The 22,243-nt window shown below is 69.2% G+C and carries 18 protein-coding genes; 12 read left to right on the top strand and 6 right to left on the bottom strand.

Annotated elements, in window-relative coordinates:
* Positions 1 to 39 precede the first annotated feature (39 nt).
* Together HGB51_RS10575 and cydB are read left to right on the top strand one after the other, a co-directional pair.
* Positions 40 to 1,437: a cytochrome ubiquinol oxidase subunit I gene (locus HGB51_RS10575; protein WP_070207162.1), complete on the top strand. Its 1,398-nt coding sequence runs from the start codon at positions 40 to 42 to the stop codon at positions 1,435 to 1,437.
* Position 1,438: 1 nt separating this feature from the next.
* Positions 1,439 to 2,452: a cytochrome d ubiquinol oxidase subunit II gene (gene cydB, locus HGB51_RS10570; RefSeq protein ID WP_070207161.1), complete on the top strand. Its 1,014-nt coding sequence runs from the start codon at positions 1,439 to 1,441 to the stop codon at positions 2,450 to 2,452.
* A 13-nt stretch (positions 2,453 to 2,465) separates the two neighbouring features.
* Here cydB and HGB51_RS10565 read toward each other — a convergent pair whose 3' ends face one another.
* Positions 2,466 to 3,488 (bottom strand): chorismate transformation FkbO/Hyg5 family protein, encoded by a 1,023-nt coding sequence (locus HGB51_RS10565; protein ID WP_246233423.1) that lies wholly within the window; start codon positions 3,486 to 3,488, stop codon positions 2,466 to 2,468.
* 237 nt (positions 3,489 to 3,725) lie between these two features.
* On the opposite strand from HGB51_RS10565, the gene HGB51_RS10560 reads away from it, so the two are divergent.
* Together HGB51_RS10560 and HGB51_RS10555 are read left to right on the top strand one after the other, a co-directional pair.
* Positions 3,726 to 3,998, top strand: a complete 273-nt coding sequence (locus tag HGB51_RS10560; protein ID WP_070207160.1) for a YcgL domain-containing protein — start codon at positions 3,726 to 3,728, stop codon at positions 3,996 to 3,998.
* Positions 3,995 to 7,336 carry an ankyrin repeat domain-containing protein gene (locus tag HGB51_RS10555; protein WP_070207159.1) on the top strand — a complete coding sequence of 1,114 codons (3,342 nt, stop codon included), beginning with the start codon at positions 3,995 to 3,997 and terminating at the stop codon, positions 7,334 to 7,336. Before HGB51_RS10560 ends, HGB51_RS10555 begins: the two co-directional genes overlap by 4 nt.
* Here HGB51_RS10555 and HGB51_RS10550 read toward each other — a convergent pair whose 3' ends face one another.
* Complete coding sequence (locus tag HGB51_RS10550; protein ID WP_070207158.1) at positions 7,337 to 9,139, bottom strand: monovalent cation:proton antiporter-2 (CPA2) family protein; 1,803 nt, start codon at positions 9,137 to 9,139, stop codon at positions 7,337 to 7,339. It abuts the gene before it with no gap.
* Positions 9,140 to 9,445: 306 nt separating this feature from the next.
* Between HGB51_RS10550 and mgtE the strand changes: the two genes are divergently transcribed.
* The 3 genes from mgtE to HGB51_RS10535 all read left to right on the top strand — a co-directional run bounded on the left by mgtE (position 9,446) and on the right by HGB51_RS10535 (position 14,368).
* A complete protein-coding gene (gene mgtE, locus HGB51_RS10545; protein ID WP_070207157.1) occupies positions 9,446 to 10,813 on the top strand; it encodes a magnesium transporter in 1,368 nt (455 codons plus the stop codon).
* Between the two features lie 69 nt (positions 10,814 to 10,882).
* Positions 10,883 to 13,612 carry a bifunctional acetate--CoA ligase family protein/GNAT family N-acetyltransferase gene (locus HGB51_RS10540; RefSeq protein WP_070207156.1) on the top strand — a complete coding sequence of 910 codons (2,730 nt, stop codon included), beginning with the start codon at positions 10,883 to 10,885 and terminating at the stop codon, positions 13,610 to 13,612.
* A 66-nt stretch (positions 13,613 to 13,678) separates the two neighbouring features.
* On the top strand, positions 13,679 to 14,368 hold the full coding sequence (locus HGB51_RS10535) for an alpha/beta fold hydrolase (protein ID WP_070207155.1): 690 nt from the start codon (positions 13,679 to 13,681) through the stop codon (positions 14,366 to 14,368).
* A 106-nt stretch (positions 14,369 to 14,474) separates the two neighbouring features.
* On the opposite strand, the gene dkgB is transcribed toward HGB51_RS10535, so the two are convergent.
* Positions 14,475 to 15,278, bottom strand: coding sequence for a 2,5-didehydrogluconate reductase DkgB (gene dkgB / locus HGB51_RS10530; protein ID WP_070207154.1), 804 nt, complete (start codon positions 15,276 to 15,278; stop codon positions 14,475 to 14,477).
* Between the two features lie 70 nt (positions 15,279 to 15,348).
* The gene (locus HGB51_RS10525) at positions 15,349 to 16,563 is read right to left on the bottom strand and encodes an MFS transporter (protein ID WP_070207153.1); all 1,215 of its coding nucleotides are present in this window, start codon (positions 16,561 to 16,563) and stop codon (positions 15,349 to 15,351) included.
* Positions 16,564 to 16,670: 107 nt separating this feature from the next.
* On the opposite strand from HGB51_RS10525, the gene HGB51_RS10520 reads away from it, so the two are divergent.
* Genes HGB51_RS10520 through HGB51_RS10510 form a run of 3 tightly spaced genes read left to right on the top strand, consistent with a single transcriptional unit; the run spans position 16,671 to position 18,979 of the window.
* Positions 16,671 to 17,573 carry a LysR family transcriptional regulator gene (locus HGB51_RS10520; protein ID WP_070207152.1) on the top strand — a complete coding sequence of 301 codons (903 nt, stop codon included), beginning with the start codon at positions 16,671 to 16,673 and terminating at the stop codon, positions 17,571 to 17,573.
* Positions 17,574 to 17,631: 58 nt separating this feature from the next.
* Positions 17,632 to 18,084, top strand: a complete 453-nt coding sequence (locus HGB51_RS10515) for an Rrf2 family transcriptional regulator (RefSeq protein WP_070207151.1) — start codon at positions 17,632 to 17,634, stop codon at positions 18,082 to 18,084.
* Positions 18,074 to 18,979 carry an NAD(P)/FAD-dependent oxidoreductase gene (locus HGB51_RS10510; RefSeq protein WP_070207182.1) on the top strand — a complete coding sequence of 302 codons (906 nt, stop codon included), beginning with the start codon at positions 18,074 to 18,076 and terminating at the stop codon, positions 18,977 to 18,979. The genes HGB51_RS10515 and HGB51_RS10510 overlap by 11 nt, the downstream gene beginning before the upstream one ends.
* A gap of 63 nt (positions 18,980 to 19,042) precedes the next feature.
* Here HGB51_RS10510 and HGB51_RS10505 read toward each other — a convergent pair whose 3' ends face one another.
* Positions 19,043 to 19,993 (bottom strand): aldo/keto reductase, encoded by a 951-nt coding sequence (locus tag HGB51_RS10505; RefSeq protein ID WP_070207150.1) that lies wholly within the window; start codon positions 19,991 to 19,993, stop codon positions 19,043 to 19,045.
* Between the two features lie 174 nt (positions 19,994 to 20,167).
* Here HGB51_RS10505 and HGB51_RS10500 point away from each other — a divergent pair, with 174 nt between their 5' ends.
* Together HGB51_RS10500 and HGB51_RS10495 are read left to right on the top strand one after the other, a co-directional pair.
* Positions 20,168 to 21,022 carry a class I SAM-dependent methyltransferase gene (locus HGB51_RS10500; protein ID WP_070207149.1) on the top strand — a complete coding sequence of 285 codons (855 nt, stop codon included), beginning with the start codon at positions 20,168 to 20,170 and terminating at the stop codon, positions 21,020 to 21,022.
* Between the two features lie 53 nt (positions 21,023 to 21,075).
* Positions 21,076 to 21,612, top strand: a complete 537-nt coding sequence (locus HGB51_RS10495) for a pseudouridine synthase (RefSeq protein WP_070207148.1) — start codon at positions 21,076 to 21,078, stop codon at positions 21,610 to 21,612.
* Positions 21,613 to 21,733: 121 nt separating this feature from the next.
* Here HGB51_RS10495 and HGB51_RS10490 read toward each other — a convergent pair whose 3' ends face one another.
* Positions 21,734 to 22,123: a hypothetical protein gene (locus HGB51_RS10490; RefSeq protein ID WP_070207147.1), complete on the bottom strand. Its 390-nt coding sequence runs from the start codon at positions 22,121 to 22,123 to the stop codon at positions 21,734 to 21,736.
* Positions 22,124 to 22,243: the final 120 nt, after the last annotated feature.

Raw genomic sequence — 22,243 nt, 5'->3', positions numbered from 1 at the left:
CCAGACTGGTGCGGATTCCAGAATGTGCGGAGGCGTCGCTTGGACGCGTTGTTGTTGTCCCGGATCCAGTTCGGGTTCGTGATCAGTTTCCATGTGCTGTTTCCCGCCTTCACCATCGGTACGGCCAGCTGGCTTGCCTTCGTCGAAGGCCAGTGGCTGCGCACGAAAAAGCCCATCTGGCGCGAGCTGTACTTCTTCTGGCAGAAGATCTTCGCGGTGTCCTTCGGCATGGGCGTGGTCAGCGGCATCGTCATGGCCTTCCAGTTCGGCACCAACTGGCCGCGCCTGAGCCAGGTGGCCGGCAGCGTGATCGGGCCGCTGCTCACCTACGAGGTGCTCACCGCGTTCTTCCTGGAAGCCAGCTTCCTGGGCGTGATGATGTTCGGCTGGGGCAAGGTCTCGCCGCGCCTGCACTTCTTCTCCACCTGTATGGTGGCGCTGGGCACGCTGGTCTCCACGTTCTGGATCCTGTCCTCCAACAGCTGGCTGCAGACCCCGGCCGGGCACGCCATCATCGACGGCATCGTGGTGCCGCAGGACTGGTGGCAGGTGGTGTTCAACCCCTCCTTCCCGTACCGGCTGGCGCACATGGCGCTGGGCTCGTTCATCACCACCTGTTTCGTGATCGGCGGCGTGGGCGCGTGGTACCTGCGCAAGGGCACCCATGTGGAAGCCGGTCGCACCATGCTGCTGGCGGCGGTCGCGTTTGCCGCATTGACGGTGCCGGTGCAGATCTTCGTCGGCGACATGCACGGCCTGAACACGCTCAAGCACCAGCCGATGAAGATCGCCGCGGTGGAAGCGCACTGGCATGCGGAAGGCGAGGGCGAAGGCGTGCCGCTGGTGGTGTTCGCCGTGCCCAATGAAAAGGCCGAGCGCAACGATTTCGAGATCGCCATTCCGCGGCTGGGCAGCTTGATCCTGACCCATTCGCTGGACGGTACCTTCGACCCGCTGACCTCGGTGCCGGCCAGCGAGCGGCCGCCGGTGGTGCCGGTGTTCTACGCATTCCGGATCATGGTCGGGCTGGGCACCCTGATGCTGCTGCTGGCCTGGGCCTCGGCCTTCCAGTGGTGGCGCGGCCGCCTGCTGGAATCGCGCTGGCTGGTGCGCGGCTGGAACTGGATGCTGCCCAGCGGTTTCATCGCGCTGGTCTCGGGCTGGTTCGTCACCGAAATGGGCCGCCAGCCGTGGGTGGTGTATGGCGTGCTGCGCACCGCCGACGCGGTGGGGCCGCAGAGCGCGTGGATGACCGCGCTGTCGCTGGGCGTGTACATCGTCGGATACGCGTTCGTGTTCGGCTGGGGCATCTGGTACCTGGTGAAGATCATCCGAACGGGGCCCAAGCCGCATGACCAGCAACCGCCCATCGAGGACGGCAGCCACACCCCGGCACGGCCGCTGTCCGCAGCCGACGAACCGCTGGAGGAGCGCTGACATGGAGATGACGACCTGGCTGCCGGTGGCGTGGTTCGCGGTGATCGGCTTTGGCGTGCTGATGTACGTGGTGCTGGACGGCTTCGTGCTCGGCATCGGCATCCTCGCGCCGATGGCCGAGGATGAAGAACAGCTCGACGTGATGATGAACACCGCCGCGCCGATCTGGGACGGCAACGAGACCTGGCTGGTGCTGGGCGGGGCCGGGCTGATGGCGGCCTTCCCCAAGGCCTACGCGGCGCTGCTGTCGGCGCTGTACCTGCCAGTGCTGCTGCTGGTGGTGGCGCTGGTGTTCCGCGGCGTGGCGTTCGAGTTCCGCTTCAAGGCGCACCGTTCGCGGCGGCTGTGGAGCGTGGCGTTCGGGCTGGGCTCGCTGCTGGCCGCGTTCGCCCAGGGCGTGATCCTGGGCGCACTGGTGCAGGGCCTGCAGGTGGTGAACGGCAACTACGTGGGCGGGCCGTTCGGCTGGTTCAGCCCGTTCTCGATGCTGACCGGAGCGGCGGTGGTCTTTGGTTACGCGCTGCTGGGCAGTACGTGGCTGATCCTGAAGACCGAAGGTCGCGAGCAGGCGGTGGCACGCACCCTGACCCGGCCGCTGGTGGTGGCGGTGATCGTGTTCATGGGCCTGGTCAGCGCCTGGCTGCCGTTCCTGGATTCGCGCCTGATGGCGCGCTGGTTCAGCGACGGCAACTTCTGGTGGTTGTCGCCGGTGCCGTTGCTGACGTTGGCCGTGGCAGTGGCGCTGTGGCAAAGCGCCATGCACCCGCGCCGCGACCTGCCGCCGTTCCTGCTGACCCTGGCGCTGTTCGTGCTCGGCTTCATCGGGCTGGTGCTGGGCATGTGGCCGTACCTGCTGCCGCCGAGCATGACCTTGTGGGAGGCGGCCGCGCCGGCCTCGTCGATGGGCTTCAGCCTGGTCGGGCTGGTGGTGCTGCTGCCGGTGATCCTGGGATACACCGCGTGGTCGTACCGGGTGTTCCGGGGCAAGGTGCGCGCGGACGCGGGATACCATTGATGGCCCGGCCGCGTTACCCGTGCAGGCCTTCGATCTCCACCAGCAATTCGGCCCGGCACACCTCGGCGTGCAGCACCACGAAGGCCGGTGAACCTGGAAGCTCGGCCATCCGCGCGGCAATCGCCGGCATGTCTTCGGCCCTTCGCACATACACCTTCAACAGCGAGCCCACGCCCAGCTGCGCCGGCAATGCCGGGCGCTGCACGCGCGCGGCATCCACCAGGCTCTGCAGGTTGGTCAGGGTCTCGGCCAGCTGTTCTTCCACCGAGCCGGTGTGCTGCGAGACATGGCCGACAATCGCAGCCGTCCCCGACTGCAGCAGCGGCAGGCCGGTCGCCAGCGGCGGCAGCAGCGCACGCGAGAAGCTCGGCGACTGCGGCCCGTACTGGCGCGGGTAGCGGAACGCGCTGACCTGGCGCGGGTTCTCCAGCGGCAGGCCCGGCTCGCGCGCGGCCAGCCAGTACACCTGCAGCCGACGCACGCCGTCGAAGCGGCCAATGCAGGTGGCCGCCGGCAACGCGGCCTCGTCCAGCTCGCGCAGCCCGCGCACGCGGCCCACGCAGAAGCGCCGGTAGCGCTCCTGGTCACCATCGCCTTCGGTCACCGCATCCAGGTAATTCCAGGTTCGCAGCAGGTGCGGGAAGCCGCACGTGGACAGAAACCCGCTCATGCGCGCGTAGGCATCTGCCGCGGCCGACTCGATATCGCTGTCGACTTCATCAATCTCGATCGCACCGAACAGCAGCGTGTCGGTAGCAGACCAGCGCACCCCGTCGCGAACCCCGTGCTGCACCGGGCCGGCGCCCTGCCAGACCTCGATCCGTGCCGGTCCCTGTTCGGCCAGCGGCACCTGCAGCCAGCGCGGGTCGGCGCACTCCTGGCCAGCGGCACCGAACCCGAACACGGCCAGCGTGCGCGGGTCGGCGAGAACCGCGTCGCGCTCCGTGGCAGGTGCGTAAAACGCATGGAAGGGCGCGGCGGCGGCCGTAGAAGACAGGGCCGGTGGCACTGCCACGCTGTGGATCGTGCTGCTCATTTCAGTTGATGAATGCTGCGGGTGCGAATGACGCCATCATAGCGTGCGCGCCCTGGATTCCGGCCTGCGGGCGCGGTGCAACGCCCGCCCGGCTGCCTGAACCACGTCGCGACATTGATGAACCTGAATCTGCCCCGCGCCTGAAAACCGACGCCCCACGCGGCAGATACCTATCGGACTTGCGTGGTTTCCGACACAATCGACGCATCTATTCCCAGGGCAACCGCCCCGCGGGCAATGCAAGCCTACGTCTACAAAAGCCAACGCAAGCAGGACACCTACGTCTACCTCGCCGCCCGTGACGCCTTCGATGCCATCCCGGATGCATTGAAAGCCACGCTGGCGCCGTTCGCATTCGTGCTGGAAGTCGCCTTGACCCCGGACCGTCGCCTCGCACTGGCCGACGTCGACCAGGTGCGCGCCAATCTCGCCGAGCGCGGTTTCCACCTGCAGATGCCCCCGCCGCCGGTCCCGCCGGTGCGCGTGCCGCGCCGTGATGACCCGCGATGACTGACGCCCTGCGCACCCGCGCTGCCGCCATTGCCGTTGCCGCCGGTGGCCTGCTGTCGCTGGCCGTGGTGCTGGGCGGCGTGCCGGCCGCGCTCGGTGCGGCGCTGGCGCAGCCGGCGTTCGCGCTGGGCGTGTCGTGGTGGCGGCGCAGCCGTGCGCTGCCGACGCTGGCCCAGCTTGGCCGACAGGACCTGCCGGCACTGGCAGGGTTGTGGGCACTCGGCCCGGCCCTGTTCGCGCTGCTGGTGTCCTGGCCGCTGGGCGCGCTGCACGACAGCGGCAGCCTCGCCGCCGTGCTCGGCCTGAGCGTGGCGGTCAGCGCCGCGCTGCTCGGCGTGTGGCGTACCTGGCCACTCTGGAATGAAATCGAACGCAGCGACGGCAGCCTGGCGCGGCATTGGCGCACGCTGGCCGCGCGCGACCTGAGCGCCTGGCGCGGGCTGATCGTGGCCGGCCTGGTGGTTACGGTCTGCGCGCTGGTGGTGGTGCCGGCCTGGCCGGGCCTGCTGCCGGACACCCTGCGCTGGCCGTTCGCGCTGCTGGTGCTGATCGGTTCGCCGCTGGCCCACTTCGCCCTGCAGCGCATTGCACCGGCCGACCCGCTGCCCACCCGCAGCGTGCTGGAACCGGCGGGCGACGCCTTCGCCGCCGCCGCGCACCCGGACGATGCCAGCCAGCCGCTGGAACCGCTGGGCCAGCACGAACGCCTGCCGGCGCTGTACGACGCCGCGCGCAGCGGGCGGGTCGACCGCGCCCTGCAGCTGCTGGCCGCGGGCGCCGACCCGCACGGCCTGCCGGATCCGAACTGGCGCGACCAGCGCAGCCTGGTAGTGCTGGCGGCGGTGCTTCCCGACCTGCGCCTGCTGCGCGAATTGATCGCGCGCGGCGTGGGCGTCAACACCCCGCACCGCGGCATGACCCCGCTGCTGGCGGCCACCCGCGACAGCTGGCACGGTCGCCCCGAAGCGGTGATGACCCTGCTCGCCAACGGTGCCGATTCGCGTGCGGTCGACAGCGACGGCAACACCCCCCTGCACCATGCCGCGCGCAGTTCCGACCCGGGCGTGGCCGCGCTGCTGCGCGACGCCGCCGCCGAAGTGGACGCGCTCAACAACGACGGCTGGTCGCCGCTGGCGGTGGCCTGCCAGGTCGGCAACTGGCGCCTGGCGCGCTTCCTGCTCGAGCGCGGCGCGCGCACCGAGCCGGCCGAGGGCACCCCGGTGCTGCTGGCTGCGGCCGGCACCGAAGAAGACGATACCGCCGGCGTGCAGCTGCTGCTCAAGCACAAGGCGCGCGCCGACGCCCGCGACCGCCAGCGCCGCAGTGCATTGCATGAAGCCGCATTGGCCGGGCACGTGGACATCATCGAGGTCCTGCTGGCCGCCGGCGCCAACCTGGAATCGCGCGATGCGCTGTCGCGCACGCCGTGGCTGGAAGCGGCCCGTGCCGGTCGCGCCGCCGTGGTCGAACACCTGCTGCCGCACAAACCCGACCTGCACGCGGTGGACGTGGAAGGCCGCAACGCGGTGCTGCTGGCCTGCATGGCCGATACCGTGTCGCCGGTCATGGTACGCCGCCTGCTCGACCTGGGCATTGCCGCGGACGTGCCGGACCCGCAGGGCCGCCGCGCGGTGGACATCGCCGCCGCCGCCGGACGCTGGACCATCGTGTCGCTGCTGGATCGCAGCTATCCACTGCCGGCCGCGGTGAGCGACGGCCTGGCCAGTGCCGCCGACAGTGACGCCGACGCAGGCACGCCGATCCTGCCGGACCGCCCGCCACTGGACCTGCTGCGCGAAGCGCTGGGCTTCGGCAACGTGGACGGCATGGCCACCCTGGCGCGCCTGTGCAACCCCGAAGAATTGGGCGGCCTGCTGCACGACGCCGAGCTGGCGCTGGATCCGCATGCGGTGGAATGGCTGCTGGCGCACGGCGCCGCGCCGGAAGTGCTGGATGCCTGTGGCGACACCCCGATGTTCGCGCTGCTGGCGCGTGGTGTTGATGCAGTGCCCGCGCTGCAGGTGCTGCTGCGCCGGGGCGTGTCGCCGGCCGGTGCCGGTGGCCTGGCGCGCCTGCTGGCGGCCTGCGCGCAGCACGACCAGGCCGCGCGCGGACTGGAACAGCTGGCGCTGGAACTGCTTGAGCGCGGGGCCGACCCGTTCGCCGCCTCGCCGGCCGGCGACCCGCCGCTGTCGCTGGCGGTGCGGTTGGGCTGGCTGCGCCTGCAGCAGGCCCTGCTCACCCTGGGCGTGGACCGCGAGGCGCGCGACAGCCACGGCATGACCGCGCTGCACCTGGCCACCGCGCTGGCCCGCGAAGGCTCGTTGAAGCTGCTGGTGCAGCAGGGCGCCTCGCCCGAAGCGCGTGCCGCCGACGGCCAGACCCCGCTGGGCGTGGCGCTGTCGATCGGCCGCCGCGACCTCGCCGACTGGCTGGACTGGCGCGTGTGGCCGCTGCCCGGCCGCGCGCTGCGCGCCGCCGACCTGCCGGCGGCGGCAATGGCCGGTGACGCCGACGCAGTGCGCCGTTTGAACGACCTGGGCTTTGCGATCGACGTGGTCGACGCGCAGGGCTGCACCGCGCTGCTGCGTGCCGCCGGCGGTGGCCACCTGGCGGTTGTGGACCTGCTGCTGGCGCGCGGGGCGAACCCGCAGCACGCGGCCGCGAGCGGCGCCACGCCGTTGTCGGCGGCGGTCAGCATGCGCCAGATCGACATCGTCTCGGCCCTGCTCGATGCGGGTGCCGAGCTGGAGTACCGCCTGCCGGGGGGAGTGACCGTGCTGATGCTGGCCTCGGCGCTGGGCCTGCCCGACATCGCTGCGCGCCTGCTCACCGCCGGTGCCAACGTGCATGCCGGCGACGCGCAGCAGCTCGGTCCGCTGCACTGCGCGGCCCTGTACGGCTTCGGCGCCCGCGACCGCTCGCGCCTGCTGGCGCTGCTGGACACGCTGCTGCTGTCCGGTGCCGAGCCCGACCAGGCGGCCGCCGGTTCGGTCACGCCGCTGCTGCTGGTGCTGGGCGCCCGCGCCGAGCCCGGCACCGCCTGCGACGAACAGGTCGTACTGGCTGCGGTCGAACGCCTGCTCGATGAGGACGTGTCGCTGGATGCACGCGATCCGCGCGGCTTCGGTCCGCTGCACCTGGCCGCCCTGCACGGGCTGCCGCTGCTGGTGCAGCGCCTGCTGCGCGCCGGTGCCGACCCGGACGTGCGCGACGCGCTCAACCGCAGCCCGCGCGAGATCGCGGTGATGCGCGGCTTCATCGACGTCGCCGGCGAATTCGAACCGCGCGTACCGGGCGTGTCTTCGATGGCCCGGTTCCTGCGCGACAACGGCTGATCACTCGCGGCGGTCGTTGTCCGTTCCGCCGTCGCGTTCGGCATCCGCTTCGAACAACCGCATCAGGTCCGCCCGCGCATCGCGTGAGGTCTGGATCACCGCTGCCTCGTCGTCGTACACCAGGTACTGGTCGCGCAGCAGTTTCTCGTCGTGCTCGCGGAAGCGCTCCACATGCGCTTCGGCAACCGCCGTGGAAATGCCCAGCGCGGTCAGCACGCGTTCGCCCATGTCCAGGCTCGACCCGAGCACCTCGCGGAACGGTTCGGCCGACATGTCCATCAACCGCCAAGCGTGCTGGCGGTTGCGCGCGCGGGCCAGCACCACCGCGTCCGGATACATGCGCCGGATCAGGCGGGTGGCGCGCATGTTCGCCTCCGGCTCATCCAGCGTCACCACGTACACGCGCACGTGTTCGCCGCCGGCCGCACGCAGGATCTCCGGGCGGGTCGGGTCGCCGTAGTACAGCTTGTTGCCGAACCGGCGCAGGTCCGACACCGTGTCCGGGTTCGCCTCCAGCGCCACGAACGGAATCTTCTGCGCGGTCAGCAGGCGCGCCACCACCTGGCCGAAGCGGCCCATGCCCGCGATCATCACGCTGGGCTCGGTGCCGCCGGTGTCGACCTTGTCGGGTGGGCGCTTGTCCTTCACCGCCTCATGTTCGCTGCCCAGCAGTTTCAGCAGCAGGATCATCAACAGCGGGGTCAGCGCCATCGACAGGCCCACGATCGCCACCAGGCGATCATGGTTGGCATTGCCCAGCAGGTGCGCGCGCTGCGCTTCGTTGAACACCACGAACGCGAACTCGCCGCCCAGCCACAGCACGCTGCCCAGCAGTAGCGCATGCCGGGTGCTCAGCTTTGCGAGCTTGCCGATCCCGAACAGCAGGCTGAACTTCACCACCAGCAGGATCGCCACGCCGATGGCGATCGCCCCCGGTTCGGCGACCACCCGGTCCAGGTCGATGCCCATGCCCACCGCGATGAAGAACAGGCCCAGCAGCAGGCCCTTGAACGGCTCGATCTGCGATTCCAGCTCGTGGCGGAACTCCGAATCGGACAGCAGCACGCCGGCCAGGAACGCACCCAGGCTGGGACTGAGCCCGACCTCCTGCATGAACCACGCGGTGCCCAGCACCACCAGCAGCGCCATCGCGGTGAACACCTCGGGACTGCGCGTGCGCGCCACGGTACTGAACAGCCAGCGCAGCACCGGCCGTCCGCACACGATCACCACCGCCAGCGCGCCCAGCGCAATCGCCACGTCGTTCCACTGCAGGGTTTCGTTCTTGGCCCCGCCCAGCAGCGGAATGGCCGCCAGCAGGGGAATCGCGATCAGGTCCTGGAACAGCAGGATCGCAAAGCCCAGCCGCCCGTAATCGGTGTTGAGGCCCTTGTGTTCGGACAGCAGCTGCAGGCCCACCGCAGTGGACGACAGCGCCAGCGCGATGCCCACGATCAGCGCGCCCTTCCACTGGAAGTGGTCCAGCATCAGCAGGCTGCCCAACACCAAGGCGCAAAGCGCGACCTGTGCGGTCCCGGCACCGAACACCGACCGGCGCATCACCTTCAGGCGGGTCGGAGAGAGTTCCAGCCCGATTACGAACAGCAGCATCACCACGCCGATCTCGGCCGCGCCCAGCATCCGGTCGGCGTCCTGCACGAAGCCCAGCCCGTCCGGACCCAGCACCACGCCGGCGGCGAGGTAGCCCAGCACCGCGCCCAGCCCGAGCTTCTTGAACACCGGCACGGCGATCACCGCAGCCAGCAGCAACACCAGGGCCAGGACCAGCGCACCGCTATGCATGTGAAAACCCGCGCATCGCATCATCGGCCTGTCGCCGGTGGCCCATTATGCGGCCCGTCGCGTCAACGACCTTCAACCGCGCCTGACCCCATGCGCCGCAGGGGTTGACCCGGCCTGTCCACGGGTCCAGACTCCCGCCGGCTGGCCGCGCCCACCGGTGCGCCCCGCAACACCCTTCCGGAGTCCAAACCCATGTCCAGCGACAGTAGAAGTCGACCTTGCTCGACGCCAGCGATGGCCACCGCCTGACACGGGACGGTTCGCCAGCGTTGGCGTCGCGCGAACGCGATCCACAAGGCGAACCCCATGAACCAGAAAGACCTCCTGCGCCCGGCGGCCGACGCCGCCCTGAGCGCCCCCCTGCAGGACTTCAACACCGCCGACGCGGTGGAATACCTCAATACGCTGGAGCTGTCGCGCGCCGCCGACACCCTGGCCGCGCTGCCGTTGCCACGTGCGGTGAAGATGCTCGAACAGCCCGAGCTGACCCGCAGTGGCGACCTTGTCGCCGCGCTGCCGGTGACCAAGGCGGCAGCGCTGCTCGGCCTGATGGCCGACGACCGTGCCACCGACATCGTCCATGAGCTGGACGAAGACGAACGCGCGCGGTTGATTCCGCTGCTCAGCGTCGAATCGCGCCAGGCCATCCAGCAGCTGCTCAGCTACCCGGCGCATACCGCCGGAGCGCTGATGACCACCGAATTCGTCAGCGTGCCCGCCGACTGGACCGTGGGCCGCACCCTGCAGCACATCCGCGAGGTCGAGCGCACCCGCGAAACCGTGTACGCCATCTACGTGCTCGACCCGCGCACCCAGGCCCTGCAGCAGGTGGTCACCATGCGCCGGCTGATCACCGGCCTGCCCGACGAGCCGATCCTGGACGTGGCCCAGGTCAATCCGCCGGTGACCGTGGACGCGCTGCTCGACCAGGAAGAAGTGGCCCAGCTGATCCGCCGCCACGACCTGCTCGCCATCCCGGTGGTGGACGCGCGCCAGCAGGTGCTCGGCATCGTCACCGTGGACGACATCCTGGACGCGCTGATCGAAGAGTCCACCGAAGACGTGCACAAGTTCGGCGGCATGGAAGCGCTGGAAAAGCCGTACATGCAGATCGGCTTCTTCGAGATGCTGCGCAAGCGTGCCGGCTGGCTCAGCGTGCTGTTCCTGGGCGAGATGCTCACCGCCAGCGCCATGCAGCATTACGAAGACGAACTGGCCCGCGCCGTGGTGCTGACCCTGTTCATTCCGCTCATCATGAGCTCGGGCGGCAACTCCGGTTCGCAGGCCACCTCGCTGCTGATCCGCAGCCTGGCGCTGCGCGAACTGCGCCTGCGCGACTGGTGGAAGGTGGCCCTGCGCGAAGTGCCTACCGGCATCACCCTGGGCGCGATCCTCGGCGTGCTGGCGATGATCCGCATCGTGTCCTGGCAGCTGCTGGGCCTGCACGACTACGGTGAGCACTGGAAGCTGCTGGCGGTCACCATCGGCGCGGCGCTGGTCGGCATCGTTACCTTCGGCTCGCTGTCCGGCTCGATGCTGCCCTTCATCCTCAAGCGCCTCGGCTTCGACCCGGCCAGCGCCTCGGCCCCGTTCGTGGCCACGCTGGTCGACGTGACCGGCCTGGTGATCTACTTCAGCATCGCGGCCGCCATCCTGAGCGGCACGTTGTTGTAACGCGCGGACCCGTGTCGGGGTTGCGTTGGATCATCGCCCCGGCACGGCCACCCGTGTACCGTGTATGCCATGAGCACCTACCACCTGCAGTCCGTATTCCGTCCGCAGTCGGTGGCCGTCGTCGGCGGCAGCCCGCGCGAGCGCTCCGCCGGTCGCGCGGTGATGCGCAACCTGCGCGCCACCGGCTTCCCGGGCAAGGTCGCGTGGATCAACCCGCGTTACGGCGAGATCGACGGCATCAGCACGGTCAAGCGGCTCAAGGACCTGGACTGGGTGCCGGAGCTGATCGTCATCACCGCACCGGCCAGCATCGTGCCGCAGGTGGTCGCCACCGCCGCCGAGCGCGGCGTGGCAGCGGCCATCATCCTCACCGCGAACCTCGGCCAGGGACCGGGTTCGCTCAGCGAGCAGGTCGAAGCTGCCGCACGCCCGAAGGGCCTGCGCATCCTCGGCCCGCACTGCCTGGGCGTGATCGCCCCGCACGCGCGCCTCAACGCCAGCATTGCCGCGCATTTCCCGCAGGCCGGCGACCTGGCGCTGATCTCCGAATCCAGCGCGATTGCGGCTGCGCTGGTCGAATGGGGCGTGGCGCGCTCGGTGGGTTTTTCCGCCGTGGTCTCGCTCGGCGACGCGCTGGATGTCGACTTCGGCGACCTGCTCGACTATTTCGCCACCGACTACCGTACCCGCGCCATCCTGCTCTACGTCGAACAAATCCGTGACGCGCGCAAGTTCATGTCGGCCGCACGTGCCGCCGCGCGCGCCAAGCCGGTGGTGGTGGTGAAGTCCGGCCGCCACATCCGCGTCGATCCCGATGGCGACACCCACGTGCAGGCTCTGGCCAGCTCCGACGCGGTGTATGGCGCCGCGTTCAACCGTGCCGGCCTGCTGCGGGTGAGCGCGCTGGACGAACTGTTCACCGCCGCTGAAACGCTGGGCCGGCTCGGCACCTTCCCGGGCCGTCGGCTGGCGATCCTCAGCAACGGCGGCGGGGTGGGGCGGCTGGCCGTGGACCAGCTGCTGGCCCTGCGCGGCAGCCTGGCCGAGCTTTCGCCGGGCACCGTCGAGGCCCTCGACGCCGTCCTGCCGGAAGGCTGGTCGCGCAGCAACCCGGTCGACATCGTGGTCGACGCCGACGGCGAGCGCTATGCCGCCGCCATCGACGCACTGATGTCCGACCCCGGCAACGACGCCGTGCTGGTGGTCAACGTGCCGACCGCGTTCACGTCGTCGGCCGACGCCGCACAGGCGCTCACCCGCACGCTCGGCCTGCGCCCGCGCCACCACCGCGACAAGCCGGTGTTCGCGGTGTGGCTGGGCAACGACGACCGCGCCACCGCCACCCTCAACGCCGCGCGCGTACCGACCTACCCGACCGAGGCCGAAGCCGTGCGCGGCTTCCAGCACCTGGTGCGCTACCGCGACGCGCAGGCCGCGTTGATGGAAACCCCGCCCAGCCTGCCGCAGGATTTCGTGGTCGACACCGCCGCCGCGCGCGCGATCGTCGAGGCTGCGCTGGCGGCCGGGCAGCAGTGGCTGGACCCGATCGCCACCCACCAGCTTCTTTCGGCGTACGGCATCCCGTCCGCGCCGGTGATGCAGGCGCGCGACGCGCACGAAGCGATGGACCTGGCCCAGCCCCTGCTGGAGCAGGGCGCCACGGTGGCGGTGAAAGTGTTCTCCGCCGACATCCCGCACAAGTCCGACGTGGATGGCGTGCGCCTCAACCTGGGCACGCTGCAGGCGGTGCAGGCCGCGGCCAGCTCCATCCTCGCCCGCGCCCGCGAACTGCGCCCGAACGCGCGCATCGAGGGCGTGCTGGTGCAGCCCACCATCGTGCGGCCCAAGGCGCGCGAGTTGATCGCCGGCATCGCCGACGACCCGACCTTCGGCCCGGTGGTGGTGTTCGGCCGCGGCGGCACCGCCGTGGAAGTGATCGACGACAAGGCACTGGCACTGCCGCCGCTGGACCTGCGCCTGGCCCATGAGCTGATCGGCCGTACCCGCGTCTCGCGCATCCTCAAGGCGTATCGTGACGTGCCGGCGGCCGACGAGCGCGTGGTCGCGCTGATCCTGGTCAAGCTGGCCCAGCTCGCCGCCGACATTCCCGAAGTGCGCACCCTGGACATCAACCCGCTGCTGGCCGACCGCGACGGGGTGATCGCGCTGGACGCACGCGTGGCCATCGCGCCGTCGCGCAAGCTGCACAAGGGCCGTGGCCATCCTCGTTTTGCGGTGTTCCCGTATCCCAAGGAGTGGGAGCGCACCCTCACCCTCTCCGACGGCGCGCCGGCGTTCGTGCGCCCGGTACGCCCGGAAGACGACGCGCTGTTCCGCGCCTTTTTCGCGCGCGTGACCGATGACGACCTGCGCCTGCGCTTCTTCCAGTCGGTGAAGCATTTCAGCCACGAATTCATCGCACGCCTGACCCAGCTCGACTACGCCCGCTCCATCGCGCTGGTGGCGATCGACCCGCGCAGCGGCGACATGCTCGGCGCGGTGCGCCTGCACGCCGACGCCGACTACGACCGGGGCGAGTACGGCATCCTGATCCGCTCGGACCTCAAGGGCCACGGCATCGGCTGGCGCCTGATGAGCATCATGATCGAGTACGCCCAGTGGCTCGGCCTGAACATCGTCGAAGGCCAGGTGCTGCGCGAGAACAGCACCATGCTGGCGATGTGCCAGGCGCTGGGCTTCAAGACAAAGCTCGACCCCGACGATCCCACCGTGATGGTGGTGACCCTGCCGGTGCAGGAGGCGCAGGCGGCGGTACCGCCGGAGGGCATCACGCACTGACCGGGGCGGAACACACAGGACCGGTGGCAAGACGCCATTGCCGGCAGGATCGCCGACAATGGCCGCATGACCGAACGCACTCCCCTGTTGCTGCTGCCCGGCCTGCTCAACGACGCCGAACTATGGCGCGCGCAGATCGCGGACATCGCCGACTGCACCGTGGGCGATCAGACAAGGGGCGAAACCCTGCAGGCCGTGGTCGACGACGTGCTGGCGCAGGCGCCGCCGCGTTTCGCCCTGGCCGGCTTCTCGCTGGGCGGGTTCGTCGCCCAGCAGATCCTGCGCGTAGCGCCAGAACGCGTGCTGCGGCTGGCGCTGATCGACACCTCCATCCATGCCGACTCGCCCGAGCGCGCCGCCCAGCGCCAGAGCCAGCGCGCCAGCGTGCGCCTGCCCGGTACCTTCCATGGCTTCGGCGACAAGCTGATGCGCAGCTACATCGACGCCTCGCGGCTGGACGACTACGTACTGGTGCAGCGCGTGCGCGACATGACCGCGCGCCTGGGCGCCGAGGTCTTCCTGCGCCAGAGCGCCCTCGAGCGCAGCGACGGCCACGACGTGCTGGCCGGCTACCGCGACCCGCTTCTGATCGTCTGCGGTGCCAACGACCGCATCACCCCGCTGCCGATCAGCGAGGAGATGCACGCGCTGGTCCCCGGCTCAACCCTGGTGGTGATTCCCGACTGCGGCCACCTCGCACCGATGGAGAAGCCGGAAGAAGTCAGCAACGCCATGCGGGAGTGGTTGCTGGCCTGACGTGCGCGGATTTACCCGGTAGGGTCGCATCCCGATCGACCGCCGATAACGGTGCAACATCCCGTTGTGGCATGACCCACAAACGAAACGCTGCACCTGACCGCCCTCAATCCCACGCCGGCGCAATCCCCTCCGGGTTCGCCAACCGATGCCCGCGATCCAGCGTCGCAATCTGCGCCATGTCCTCGTCGGTCAACGTCAGGTCCGCCGCCAGCAGGTTGCTGGCCAGGTTCTCGCGACGGGTGGACGACGGAATCACCGCGAAGCCCTGCTGCAGCGCCCAGGCCAGTGCCACCTGCGCCGGGGTGGCGTCGTGGCGGTCGGCAATCGCCTGGATCACCGGGTCCTTCAGCACCTCGCCATAGGCCAGGCTCATGTACGCGGTGACATGGATGCCCTGTTCGCGCAGGAATGCGATCAGCGCACGGTTCTGCAGGTACGGGTGGACCTCGACCTGGTTGGTGGCGATGGCATCGGCACCGAGGATCTCAATGGCCTGGCGGGTCAGCGCGATGGTGAAGTTGGAGATGCCGATCTGCCGGGTCAGTCCTTCGTCCTTCGCCTGCTTCAGCGCCCCGAGGTACTCGGCCATCGGCACCGCGTCGTTCGGCGACGGCCAGTGGATCAGGGTCAGGTCGACATGGTCGGTGCGCAGCTTGCGCAGGCTCTCGCGCAGGCTTTCCAGCAACGCGTCGTGCTGGAAGCTGGCGATCCAGATCTTGGTGGTGAGGAACAGGTCCCCGCGCGCCACGCCGGACTCGGCGATGGCCTGGCCGACCTCGGCTTCATTGCCGTAGATCTGCGCGGTGTCGATGGCGCGGTAGCCCACGTCCAATGCGTTGCGGACCGAGTCGATGACGGTCTGGCCTTTCAGGCGGAAGGTGCCGAGGCCAAATGCGGGAATGCTCATGGAAACTCCTTCAGGGGGGAGGGCAGTGCAGGCTACGCCGGGCACTGTTAAACGAGGGAAATCGAACCGATCAATGCGCGGCGACCACGAGGCCTTCTGCGCGTTCGGCAACACCGTCGCGGCGATCCAGCCGGCCGCTCAGCACGGTCAGACCCAGCGCACCCAGCACCACCAGCGCGCCCAGCCACGGCGTGTGCATCAGCCCCAGGTGGTCCACTACCAGGCCGCCGAGCGAGGCGCCCATTGCGATGCCGACGTTGAACGCGGCGATGTTCAGGCCCGAGGCCACGTCTGCCGCCTGCGGGGCGAAGCGCTGCGCCTGCTTGACCACATACACCTGCAGGCCCGGCACGTTGCCGAACGCCACCGCGCCCAGCGCCAGTACCGTGAGCAGCACCAGCCACGTGTTGTGCGCGGTGAAGGTCAGCGCGAACAGCACCAGTGCCAACAACCCGAAAATCAGCTTCAGCGCCGGCACCGGGCCGCGGCGGTCGGCCAGTCGGCCGCCCCACAGGTTGCCGACCGCCACCGAGACGCCGTACACCAGCAGCACCAGGCTCACCGCGTTCGGCGAGAAGCCGGTGACGTCCTGCAGGATCGAGGCCAGGTAGGTGAACGACAGGAAGGTACCGCCGTAGCCCAGCGCGGTGATCGCGTACACCAGCAGCAGGCGCGGCTGCGCCAGCACCGCCAGCTGCTGGCCGAAGGTGGCCGGCTTGCTGCGCTGCAGGTTGCGCGGCACGAACAGCAGGCTGCCGAGCAGCGCGACCACGCCGAGCGCGGCGACCGCCAGGAAGGTGGCGCGCCAGCCCAGGTGCTGGCCGATGAAGGTGCCCAGCGGCACGCCGGTGACCAGCGCCACGGTCAGCCCGGTGAACATGATCGCGATGGCGCTGGCGGCCTTCTCCTTCGGCACCACCGAGGTGGCGATGATCGAGCCGATCGAAAAGAACACGCCGTGGGCCAGGCCGGTCAGCACCCGCGCCACGATCAGCGACCCGTAGCTGGGCGCCATCCACGCGATCACGTTGCCCAGGGTGAACAGCACCATCAAGGCCACCAGCAGCGTCTTGCGCGGCACCCGCCCGGTCAGCGCGGTCAGTACCGGTGCGCCTACGGCCACGCCCAGCGCGTACAGGGAGACCAGCAGGCCCGCCGAGGGCAGGGACACGCCCAGGTCGGTGGCGATGGTCGGGACCAGCCCGACGATGACGAATTCAGTGGTGCCGATGGCGTACGCACCGAGCGTGAGCGCCAACAAGGCCAAGGGAATGCCACGGGACATGACGGTTACCGGTGGAAGAAGGAGGTGCGCAGTCTGCGCGCCGCACTCTTGCCGAAAAACCGGTCTTCACGCCAATGACTCTTGCTTCATGGTCAATAATAGGCGGTATGAAGACCACCCTCGATGAAATGCAGGCGTTCATCGCCGTGATCGACAGCGGCTCGATCACCGCTGCCGCCGAGCAGCTGGGCCAGACCACTTCCGGGGTCAGCCGCGCGTTGGCGCGGCTGGAGGAAAAGCTCGGCACCACGCTGCTGACCCGCACCACCCGGCGCCTGCAGCTCACCGAAGAAGGCGACGCCTTCCTCGCCCAGGCCCGTGCCATCGTGGCCTCGGTCGAAGCAGCGGAAGAGCAGGTCGCCGCGCGCCGGCAACGTCCGGCCGGGCGGCTGCGCGTGGATGCGGCCACCCCGTTCGTGCTGCACGTGATCGCCCCGCTGGTGGCCGGCTACCGTGCGCGGTACCCCGAGGTGCAGCTGGAACTCAACAGCAGCGAGCGCTACATCGACCTGCTCGAACGCCGCACCGACGTGGCGATCCGGATCGGCCCGCTGGCCGACTCCACCCTGCATGCGCGCCCGCTCGCGCACAGCCGCCTGCGGGTGCTGGCCAGTCCTGCCTACCTGGCCGCGCACGGCACGCCGCAGACCGTGGACGACCTGGCCGGGCACGCACTGCTCGGCTTCAACGAACCCGACTCGCTCAACCACTGGCCGCTGCCCGGAAACACCGACGCGCTGCTGTACATCCGCCCGGCGGTGGCGGTGTCCAGTGGTGAAACCCTGCGCCGGCTGGCGCTGGAAGGCGCCGGCATGGTCTGCCTGTCCGACTTCATGACCCAGCGCGACCGCGATGCCGGCACCCTTATCCAGGTGCTGCCCGCCCTCACCGTGGAGGTGCGCCAGCCCATCCACGCCGTCTACTACCGCAACACGGCGGTATCGGCGCGGATCACCAGCTTCCTGGATCACCTGGCAGACAACCTCACGGGCAAGGCGTTTCTCCGGTAGCGTCGACCAACGGCCGACGCTACCCAACGGCTGCCAAATATGTAACTATCGTTGTTACATGAAATCCAGCAACCAGTTTTCCGACGCGCTCCACATCATGGCCCACCTGGTTGGCCAGGCCGGACCGCGCACCTCCGAGCAGCTTGCGACCTGCCTGCCGACCCACCCGGTGGTGATCCGGCGCCTGCTCGCCGCCCTGCACAAGGGCGGGCTGGTGCACACCGCGCGCGGCCATGGCGGTGGCAGCCAGCTCGCGCGCGACCCGGCCAGCATCACCCTGCACGACGTCTACCGTGCGATCGGCTCGCCCGCGCTGCTGCACACCGGCGTGCGCGAAACCGGCCGGGGCTGCCCGGTGCAGCAGGTGGTCAACACCGCCCTGGATGAAAGCTACCAACAGGCGCAGGCATTGCTCGAAGCCCGCCTGCGTGCCACCACCCTGGCCACCCTGGGCGAGGCCTTCGCCCAGCACCTGGCCCACCATGCAGCAGGAGTTCCGCATGAGCTTTGATGCCGTGATCGTCGGCGGCAGTTTCGCCGGCCTGTCCGCCGCGATGATGCTGGCGCGTGCGCGTCGCAGCGTGCTGGTGGTCGACAGCGGGCTGCCGCGCAACCGCTTCTCCAGCCATTCGCATGGCGTGCTCGGCCTGGACGGCATCGCCGGCAGCGATCTGCTGCGCCAGGCCAAGGCACAGCTGCTGGACTACTCCACCGTGCGCTGGGCCACCGAAACCGTCATCGACGCGCAGCCCACGGTCGATGGCTTTGCGGTCACCAGCGCCGGTGGTGAAACCTGGGCGGCACGCAAGCTGTTGCTTGCCACCGGCATCCGCGACGTACTGCCCGACCTGCCCGGGCTGGCCGAGCGCTGGGGCCACAGCGTGCTGCACTGTCCTTACTGCCACGGCTATGAGATCGGCGGCGGCCAGATCGGCCTGCTCGGCGGCCATGCACTGTCCAGCATGATGGCCGGCGTGCTCGCCGACTGGGGCCAAGTCACCCTGTTCGCGCACGGCATGAGCTTCGACGAGGAGACCCTTGCCACCCTGCAGCGGCGCGGTGTGCGCATCGAAACCGAACAGGTGGTCGCGCTCGAAGGCGAGGCCCCGCAACTGAGCGCGGTGCTGTTGGCCGACGGCCGCCGCATCGACCTGCGTGCCCTGTTCGTCAGCGCGCGCCAGCAGATGGCATCGCCGCTGGTGGAGCAGCTGGGCTGCGAACTGGATGAAAGCCCGGTTGGCGTGCTGATCCGCGTGGACGCGCAGAAGCAGACCACGGTGCCCGGCGTGTACGCGGCCGGCGATGCCACCGTGATGGGCAACATCACCCTGGCCAGCGCCGAAGGCGTGCGTGCAGGCGTCAGCCTGCACCACGCGTTGATCGCGGAAGATCCGGCAACCCCGTAGTGCCGGCCGCTGGCCGGCTCCAGGCGATGCCAGACCCCGTGCAGAGCCGGCCAACGGCCGGCACTACGCGCTTGCGGACTCCAATTGGGCTACGTCTTCTGCGGTCAGGTCTACCTTCGCCGCGGCCAGTACGTCCTGCAGCTGCGCCACGCTGGTGGCGCTCACAATCGGCGCGGTAATGCCCGGCCGCGCGATCAACCACGCAATCGCCACCTGCGCCGGCGTCGCCTTGTGGCTGCCGGCCACGTCATCCAGCGCCTGCAGGATGCGCAGGCCGCGCGGGTTCACGTACTTGCCCACCACGCTGCTGCCGCGCGAACTGCTCTTGCCCGCATCATCGGCGCTGCGGTACTTGCCGGTCAGGAAGCCGCTGGCCAGCGAGTAGTAGCTGATCACGCCCAGCCCATGTTCGCGCGCCACCGCCTCCAACCCGTCTTCGTAACCGGCGCGGTCATACAGGTTGTACTCCGGCTGCAGCGTCTCATAACGCGGCAGCTTGTAATCCTCGGAGACCTTCAACGCCGCCTGCAGCCGCGCGGCGCTGTAGTTGGACGCGCCAATCGCGCGCACCTTGCCTTGTTCGATCAGCCGGCCGAACGCGGCGAGCGTGGTTTCCAGCGGCGTGGACTCGTCGTCTTCGTGCGCCTGGTACAGGTCGATCACATCGGTCTGCAAACGACGCAACGAATCCTCCACTGCCGCGCTGATGTTGTCGGCCGACAGCCCCGGGTGTTCGGCCCACTTGGCGACCTTGGTGGCCAGTACCACCTTGTCGCGCTTGCCGCTGCGCTGGAACCAGCGGCCCAGGATCGCTTCGGACTCGCCGCCCTGGTTGCCCGGTACCCAGGCCGAATACACATCGGCGGTGTCGACCAGGTTGTAGCCGGCGTCGACGAACGCATCGAGCAGTGCGAACGAGGTCTTCTCGTCCGCACCCCAGCCAAACACATTGCCGCCGAACGCGATGGGAAGCACCTTCAGGCCGGAACGGCCGAGTTCGCGGGGTGCAGTCATGGGCAATCCTCCAATCCAAAGCAAGAGTCACAGCATAAGTGCCCGTCCATGACACCGCTGCGGCGCCGGCCACAAAACAGTGTTCCGCTTCGCTGCACTGCACTAACGTTTTGTGAACACCTTTGACATCGCGGCTGCTAGGCTCGCCGCATCCCGTCCACCGTAGGTGATTCGATGAAAGCCCGTTCGCTCAGCTGTGCCTGCCTGTTCACCGTCTCCACCCTGCTGCTCGCGGCCCCCGCCATGGCGATCAAGCCGGCCGGCGCCAACGCCCAGGTCGCCATCACCCCGGCCGTGCAGGCTGCCGTCGACGGCAAGGGCCGCGACCCGGCCAACGTGAAGCGCGACGCGTACCGCCACCCGGCGCAGACACTGTCCTTCTTCGGCGTGGAACCGGGCAAGACCGTGGTCGAAATCACCCCCGGTGGCGGCTGGTACTCGGAGATCCTGGCACCGCTGCTGCGCGACAAGGGCGCCTACGTGGCCGCCGTGGTCGATCCCAAGGCCGTGGCCGAAGGCAAGGGCCGCGACTACCAGCAGCGCCAGATCGACGGCCTGCAGAAGAAATTCGCGGCGACCCCGGGCATGTACGACAAGGCCACGGTGGTGCAGTTCGACCCGAACGCGCCCACGTTCGGCGCGGACAACTCGGCCGACGTGGTACTGACCTTCCGCAACGTGCACAACTGGCGCACCGCCAACCAGGCCGAGGGCATGTTCAAGGGCTTCTACAAGGTGCTCAAGCCGGGCGGCGTGCTGGGGGTGGTCGAGCACCGCGCCAAGACCGACGTGCCCGCCGACGACAAGAGCGGTTACGTCGGCCAGGCCCAGGTGATCGCCATGGCCGAAGCGGCCGGGTTCAAGCTGGCCGGCACCAGCGAGATCAACACCAACCCGCGCGACACCAAGGACCACCCCAACGGCGTGTGGACCCTGCCGCCGGTGAACAACCATGACGCCGCAGACGATGCGAAGTACAAGGCGATCGGCGAAAGCGACCGCATGACCCTGCGCTTCGTGAAGTCGTAACGCCGCAGCCTCGATGGGTGGGACAATGGCGCACCGTCGCTGCTGTCCCACCCATGCTCATCGCCTTCAACAAGCCGTTCAACGTCCTGTGCCAGTTCACCGACAGCAGCCAGCCGCCGCGTGCCACGCTGGCCGGGTTCGGGCTGCCGCCGGACGTGTATGCGGCCGGGCGGCTGGACTATGACAGTGAAGGCCTGCTGCTGCTGACCGACGATGGCCGGCTGGCGCACCGGCTCACCGACCCACGCCACAAGGAAGAAAAGACCTACTGGGTACAGGTGGAGGGCACGCCTGGCGACGAACAGTTGCAGGCGCTACGCCGTGGCGTGCAATTGAACGACGGGCCGACCTTGCCGGCGCGGGTGGAGCGGTTGGAGACGCCGGCGTTGTGGGAACGCATGCCGCCGGTGCGGTTTCGCAAGACCGTGCCGGATGCGTGGTTGGCGATCACGTTGCGCGAAGGACGGAACCGGCAGGTGCGGCGCATGACCGCAGCGGTGGGATTGCCGACATTGCGGTTGGTGCGCGTGGCGATGGGGCCGCACAGCCTCGAAGGTCTGCAGCCCGGCGAATGGCACACCCTCCGGTAGAGCCACGCCCTGCGTGGCTGAATGTGCCGATCAACATCGCAGCCACGCAGGGCGTGGCTCTACCGGCAAAGAAAAACCGCCGGGCAGGCCGGCGGTTTCTCAATTCGGTTTGATGCAACAATCAGGCGTCGCTGCCGATGTCGCTGTGTTCGTCCACCACGGTAGTGTTGCGGCGGTTGCGCGCATTGATGCGCTCGGCCTGGCCGTTGACGACGTGGCCGTTGGCCAGCTTCTTCTTCTGCTGCTTGCGGTACAGCGCATAGCCCAGCAGGCCCACGCCCACCGCAGCCACTGCGATGGTCGCCGCCGGGTTGCGACGCACGGCCTTGGCCGCGACCTTGCTGCCGGTCTTCACCGCCCCGAGCGCCGCACCGGTCTTGATCCAGTCGGTCGCCTGCGGGCCGAGGTGGCGCAGGTGGCTGCCGGCATGCTTCAGGCCGTCGCCGGCGTTGCTTGCCAGATCCAGTGCACGCTCCAGGGCGCGGTCGGTAATCACGGTCAGTCTGCTCATTGGGGGGTCCTTTGCCTCGGTTCGGAATCCAGTGTCGCGCGGGGGCCGTGTAGGGCGTGTTATCCGCCGGCCACGATCCGGTCACCACCATAACCAATACCCGCAATCGATTCAGCTGCG

It is taken from the genome of Stenotrophomonas bentonitica (genome assembly GCF_013185915.1).
Taxonomy (GTDB): Bacteria; Pseudomonadota; Gammaproteobacteria; order Xanthomonadales; family Xanthomonadaceae; genus Stenotrophomonas; species Stenotrophomonas bentonitica.
Note: the sequence above shows the minus strand (reverse complement) of the source record. Positions and strands in the feature narration are given on the sequence as shown.